Origin of the sequence: Oscillibacter sp. UBA6647 (genome assembly GCA_002455655.1) — a bacterium.
Classification (GTDB): Bacteria; Bacillota; Clostridia; order Oscillospirales; family Oscillospiraceae; genus Oscillibacter.
This window is the reverse complement of record DKLF01000066.1, coordinates 1-6,665: the sequence shown is the minus strand read 5'-3', so window position 1 is coordinate 6,665 and position 6,665 is coordinate 1. Positions and strand designations below refer to the sequence as shown.

Genomic DNA, 6,665 nt, shown 5'->3' with positions numbered 1-6,665 from the left:
TGGTGCTGACGGGAATCGTGGTGTCCGTCAGCGTGACGGCGTTTTCTCTGGCGCTGGTGCAGCGCATCTACCAGCGGTATGGAACCGTTGAGCTGCCCGAACTGCTGGAGCGGGCCAAGAAGGAGGAGGATTGATGCGCCCTTTCTATGAAAATCTCCCCTTTCTCAGCATGTTTGCCGCCATTTTCTGCGGCGTGCTGTCCTCGGTGATTCGGGATGGGCGGAGGGCCTATGTACTGGCGCTGGCGATGACGGCTGTGACTGCCATGCTGTCGGCGGTGCTGCTGTACTATGTGTACACCCGGGATGTGAGCTTTGTGTACTCCATGGGGCGGTTTGCCGCGCCTTACGGAAATGCCATCAAGGCGGGACCGTTGCAGGCGCTGCTGGCGACGACCTTTTCCATTGTGATGGGCCTGTCGCTGTTGGGCGGCGGACGGGGGCTGTCGCATGACATTCTGCCGGAGAAGCAGGGACTGTATTTCGTGATGGCGGACCTGATGCTGGCGGGAATTTTGGCGCTGATTTACACCAACGACATGTTTACCGCCTATGTGTTTATCGAGATTACCACCATCGCGGCCTGCGCCATGGTGATGGCAAAGGACACGGGACCGAATCTCATCGCTACCATCCGCTATCTGTTTATGAGCCTTTTAGGCTCCGGCCTGTTTCTGATCGGCCTTGCCCTGCTGGACAGCATTGGCGGGTATCTTCTGATGGAGCCGCTGGCAAGGGCGGTGGAGATTCTGGCGGAGCTGGGACAGTATCACAGGCCCCTGATTGTGTCCATCGGGCTGATGGTGGTGGGCCTTGGCATCAAGAGCGCCATGTTTCCCTTCCACCTGTGGCTGCCGGATGCGCACGGCGGAGCCACCTCGTCCTCCTCGGCGATTCTGTCAGGCATTGTGCTGAAGGGCTATGTGGTGCTGATTATCACGCTGATGACGCGGGTGTTCGGGCTGGAGCTGATGCGCGAGGTGGGCGTGACCCGCATTTTGCTGATTGCGGGGATGCTGGGGATGATTTTCGGGTCCCTGGCGGCCATGCGGGAATATCACGTGAAGCGGATGCTGGCAAACTCCTCGGTGGCGCAGATTGGGTATATTTTTATGGGGCTGGGGCTTGGAACGGAGTTTGGCGTGGCGGCTGCGTGCTTTCATATTTTAGTCCACGCGGCCTGCAAGCCGCTGCTGTTTCTCTGCGCCGGGCGGCTCTCCGAAGTCAGCGGGCATCACCGGTCCCTGAAAAACCTGCGAGGTAGCGCCTACCGGGATTTTGGCGCGGGAGTGGGTTTTACTGTGGGCGCGCTGAGCATGATCGGCATTCCCCTGCTGGGGGGGTTTGTATCCAAGCTCTACCTTTCGGAGGCGGCGCTGGAGTCACCCTACGTGGCGGCGGTGCTGTTGACCATCGCGGTTTCCACGGTGCTGAACGCGCTGTACTATGTGCCGGCGACGCTGGCCATCTGGGTGCGGCCTCCTTGGGAGGAAATCCGGGAGGTCATGCATGACGTGGAGCCGGAGGACACGCGCTTTGATCGCTCTTTCTTCACGGCGTCCGCCCTGTTTATCTGCCTGATTTTCCTGCTGGGTATTGTCTATCATCCGGTGATGAATGTGATTTATGCGGGCATCCGGCTGATGTGAGCGCCGAGTCGGCGAAGAGAACCGAAATTTTGCGAGGGGAGAACCGCTTTGCTGTTACTACCGATTTTGCTGCCGATACTCGGAGGCGTGTTCGTCTTCCGGGAGAGGGATGAGAAGACTCGCAACCGGCTGACGCTGGGGCTGACCGTGCTTACGGCGGCGGCGGCGGGGCTTTTGTGCGTGCTGCCGGAGCAGTCGCTGCGGCTGATGACCATTGAGGGGTCCCTATATCTGGCGCTGCAAAGCGACTCTCTTGGAAAGTTTTTTATGGTGCTGATTTCAGGAATCTGGCTTCCGGTGGCGATATTTGCCGAGCCGTATCTCCGGCACGGGGGAAAGGGCCAGCAGTTTCAGGGCTTTTACACCATGACCATGGGGACGCTGATGGGTCTTGCCTTGGCGGACAACTTTGTGACGCTGTACATGTTTTTCGAGCTGATGACGCTTTTGACGGCGCCGCTGGTGCTGCATGGCGGAACGCCTGCGGCGCGGCGGGCGGGACTGAAGTATCTGGGATATTCCGTATTTGGCGCGGGGATGGCGCTGGCGGGATATTTCTTCCTGTCCCACTTTTTGACGGACCAGAGCTTTACCGGCGGCGGCGCGCTGAATCTGCCGCTGGCGGCGGCCCACAGGCCTCTGCTCCTGATTGTGTTTTTGGTGATGACCATAGGCTTTGGCGCCAAGGCGGGCATGATGCCCATGCAGGCGTGGCTTCCCACGGCCCATCCCGTGGCCCCGGCGCCGGCCTCCGCCGTGCTGTCCGGCGTGATTACCAAGGGCGGCGTGCTGGCCATTATCCGGGTGACGTATTATCTGTTCGGCGCGGAGTTTCTGCGGGGGAGCTGGGCGCAATATGCGCTGATCGCTCTGACGCTGTGCACAGTGTTTACGGGGTCCATGCTGGCGCTGAAGGAAAAGATTCTCAAGAAGCGGCTGGCATATTCCACGGTGAGTCAGGTGTCCTATGTGCTGTTCGGACTGCTGCTGCTTACTCCGGGAGGCGTGCGGGGCGCGCTTTTGCAGATGACCTTCCATGCTTTGGCAAAGGACACCTTGTTTCTGGCAGCGGGAGCCATTATTGTGGCCACCAATTTCACCCACGTGGATCAATTGGCAGGCATCGGGAAGCGGATGCCAAGGACTATGGTATGCTTTTCCGCCGCGGCGCTGTCCATCATTGGAATTCCGCCCATGAGCGGGTTTATCAGTAAGTGGTATCTGGCTTCCGCCGCGCTGGATTTTGAGGTCCGGACGCTGGGGTATGTGGGTGTGGCGATGCTGATTTTATCGGCGCTGATGACCGCCGGATACCTGCTGCCCATTGTGGTGCGGGGATTTTTCCCTGGAAGAGACGTACTGGTGGAACGCAGGGAGGTGGGTCCGCTGATGACGGCGCCCATGCTGGTAATGAGCATTGCGGTGCTGGTACTGGGATTGTTTCCAAACGGTTTGCAGGCGTGGATTTCCGCGCTGCTGCCGCAGATATTCTGATTAGACTGAAGGGAAAGGAGGCGTGCGGATGCAATGGCTTCAGGCGCTGCCCATCTTGATTTCTGTGGCGCTGGGTATTGGGCTGACGATTTTACAGCCGGGAGAACGCAAGGTGCGCAATGCCTATATCATGGGCTCCGTGCTGCTGACGGCGGGGCTTTCCTTTGCCGCCATCATTGCGGCGGCGATGGCGGACACGGCTCCGGCCTGCACGCTGGTGCGGTTTTCCAGTGAGTTTTCCATCTCTTTGCGGATTGATGGGTGCTCAATGGTATATGGGGCCATTGTGTCGGCCCTGTGGCCGCTGATTACGCTGTACAGTCTGGATTACATGTCCCACGAGGGACACGAAAGCCGATTTTTCGGGTTCTGGATTGCAAGCTTTGGCGTGGTGCTGGGGATTGCGTTTGCGGAGGATTTTCTCACCCTATATCTGTTCTATGAGCTGTTGACGCTGGCGACTCTGCCGCTGGTGATGCACTTTATGGACGAAAAGGCCCGGTACGCTGGGAGAAAATACCTGGTGTATTCCCTGTCGGGGGCGGCGTTTGCCTTTATCGGCATCGTATTTCTGCTGCGTTATGGGACGACGCTGGACTTTACCTACGGCGGCGTGCTGGACCTTGCAAAGGCGGCGGGAAACGAGACGACGCTGTGGGCGGTGTTTGTCCTTGCGTTTTTCGGCTTTGGCGTGAAAGCAGCGGTATTTCCCTTCGGCGGATGGCTGCCGGACGCGTCTGTGGCACCTACGCCGGTGTCCGCTCTGCTTCACGCGGTGGCAGTGGTGAAGGCGGGGGCCTTCGCGGTGCTGCGGCTGATTTACTTTGGGTTCGGCGCGGATTTTCTGCGGGGGAGCTGGGCGCAGTATGCGGTGATGACGGCGGCAATACTGACCATTATTTACGGTGCGGCCCGGGCACTGCGCACGCCGCACCTGAAGCGGCGGCTGGCTTTTTCCACGGTGAGCAACCTGAGCTACATTCTTTTTTCGCTGACGCTGATGCTGCCCGCGGGGTTGGTGGGCGCGCTGACCCACATGGTGTATCACGCGGTGGTGAAAATTACCATGTTCTGCTGCGCCGGTTCCATTATCCAAAAGAGTGGGCGGGAGTATATCTATGAATTCGAGGGATTGGGGCGACGGATGCCGGTGGTATTCGGGACGTTTACCGTGTCGGCCTTCGCCCTGATCGGCGTGCCGCCTTTGGGGGGCTTTGTGGGAAAGTGGATGATTTGCACGGCGGCGGTGATCTCGGAGAACCCGTGGGCCTATTTCGGAATTGGGGCTCTGATTTTGTCCACACTGCTGACCACTCTATATATGATGACAATATTTGTGCGGGCCTGGTTCCCGGTGGGCGCGGTGGACCATGAGGCGCTTTCCAAAATCCATGACCCGGGTCCGGCGATGACTATTCCGCTGATGGTGCTGGCGGCAGCGGGAATTGTACTGGCGCTGTTTTCCGCGCCGCTGATTGAATTTTTGCAGGCGGTGAGTCTGAATACGCTATGAAAGGAGAAAACACTGAATGAGTTCATTTTTACTGCTGTTTTTGGTGTTTTTTCCGTTTCTGGCGGCGTATTTCGTATACCCCATGCGAAGAAGAGGACGCGAGTACCGCAATCTGTATGTCCGCATTATTCCGGGCGTGGAGATTCTTGCGGCGCTGCTGCTTCTCTTTGCGCCGGGAACGGTGGTGCTCCCTCAATTGTGCGGACTGGGGCTGCGGTTTGAGGCGGGGAGCCTCCACACGACCATGGCTGTTCTGGCGGCGTTTTTATGGCTGATGACGGCGCTGCCCAGCAAGGAATATTTTGCGGACCGGGAGGGCGTGAACCGCTACTACTGCGCATGGATTGTGACGCTGGGGGCGTTGATGGGCGTATTTCTGGCGGCGGATTTTTTCACGTTGTTTATATTTTTTGAAATAATGTCCTTTGCTTCCTATGTCTGGGTGGCGCAGAATGAGAATCCCGACGCATTGCGGGCCGGACAGACCTATCTGGCGGTGGCGGTGTTTGGGGGAATGATGCTGCTGGTGGGGCTTTTGATGCTGAACCATCTGCTGGGGTCGCTGGTGTTTCGGGAGCTGCCCGCACTGGTGGCGTCGCTGGAGGACGGACGGCGGGGAGAACTGCTGGCGGCGGGTCTGTTCTGCCTGACGGGCTTTGGTGCGAAGGCGGGCATGGTTCCCCTGCACATCTGGCTGCCCAAGGCCCATCCCGTGGCCCCGGCCCCGGCCTCGGCCCTGCTGAGCGGAATTTTGACCAAGAGCGGAATTTTCGGGATTTTAATCATTTCCCGGTATCTGCTTTTTTCAAGCGTCGAATGGAACGGGGTGCTTCTTATCTCAGGAACCGTGACCATGGTGCTGGGGGCGGTACTGGCGCTGTTCTCCGTCAATCTGAAGCGGGCACTGGCCTGCTCGTCCATGTCTCAGATCGGGTTTATCCTGATTGGCGTTGCCATGCAGGGGTATCTGGGGGAGGACAATGCTCTGGCGGCATGGGGCACTGTGCTGCACATGATGAATCACGGGCTGATTAAGCTGGTGCTGTTTGTGTCGGCGGGCGTGATTTATCTGGCGACCCACGCGCTGGACTTAAACGAGCTGCGGGGCTGGGGACGGAACAGGCCCATGCTGAAAGCGATATTTTTTGTGGGCGCGGCGGCGATTGTGGGCATACCGGGAACCTCGGGTTATATCAGCAAGACACTGCTGCACGAGAGCATTGTGGAATACGTTCACTATCTGGAGCACACAGGAAGCTCTGCGGCCGGGTTTCAGACCGTGGAATGGCTGTTTTTAATTTCCGGGGGGCTGACGGCGGCCTATATGACAAAGCTGTTTGTGGCAATTTTTGTAGAAAAGCGAGCGGAGCGGCAGAGATTCAGCGCCCGTGAGTACATGACCCCGGCTACGGGTCTGGCGGTAGGATTGACGACGTTTTTACTGGTGACCTTTGGGTTGACGCCCTGGGTTTCCATGCAGGTGATCGCGGAGCGGTCCTCCGTGTTTCTGCGGGCGGGGGAAAGTCACGGGCTATTCCGCTATTTTTCATGGGTGAATTTGCAGGGGGCGCTGATTTCTCTTGGTATCGGCGTGGTGGTATATCTGCTGATTGTGCGGCTGGCGCTGTGCAGGAAGACCGCAGAGGGAACCGTATACCTGGAGCGGTGGCCCAAAGGTTTGGATTTGGAGGAGCTGGTATACCGTCCCGCCGTGCGGGGGCTTGCGTTCCTTGGGGCGATGTGCGCCCGGACGGCTGCGGGCCTTGGCGATCTTTTGGTAGTGGTGGGGGAGAAGCTGCTGTATCTGAAGGCACCCGGCATCTTCGTACCCAAGAAGAACGAAAATTTCGGCGTATATGCGCGTAAACCCAAGCGGTTTTTAATTGGTGAAACCTTTGCCTTCGATTTGACGCTGGCGGGAATCGGGTTGGTGGGGGCGCTGTCCTATATCTTTTTTACCGGGTAATGTCTGCACGGGAACAGAATAAAAACGGGCGGGAAGCTGATGGC

General features: G+C 58.4%; 4 protein-coding genes. All 4 read left to right on the top strand.

Features of this window, described 5'->3' with window-relative positions:
* The first annotated feature begins 133 nt into the window (after window positions 1–133).
* From B2W96_RS04955 to B2W96_RS04940, 4 genes are read left to right on the top strand one after another with little or no spacing between them, the layout of a single operon-like run.
* Window positions 134–1,648 carry a complex I subunit 5 family protein gene (locus B2W96_RS04955; RefSeq protein ID WP_293009133.1) on the top strand — a complete coding sequence of 505 codons (1,515 nt, stop codon included), beginning with the start codon at window positions 134–136 and terminating at the stop codon, window positions 1,646–1,648.
* Between the two features lie 48 nt (window positions 1,649–1,696).
* Window positions 1,697–3,142: a complex I subunit 5 family protein gene (locus B2W96_RS04950; protein WP_293009131.1), complete on the top strand. Its 1,446-nt coding sequence runs from the start codon at window positions 1,697–1,699 to the stop codon at window positions 3,140–3,142.
* Window positions 3,143–3,170: 28 nt separating this feature from the next.
* The gene (locus tag B2W96_RS04945) at window positions 3,171–4,655 is read left to right on the top strand and encodes a complex I subunit 5 family protein (protein ID WP_293009129.1); all 1,485 of its coding nucleotides are present in this window, start codon (window positions 3,171–3,173) and stop codon (window positions 4,653–4,655) included.
* A 16-nt stretch (window positions 4,656–4,671) separates the two neighbouring features.
* Window positions 4,672–6,621: a complex I subunit 5 family protein gene (locus B2W96_RS04940; RefSeq protein WP_293009127.1), complete on the top strand. Its 1,950-nt coding sequence runs from the start codon at window positions 4,672–4,674 to the stop codon at window positions 6,619–6,621.
* Window positions 6,622–6,665 lie beyond the last annotated feature (44 nt).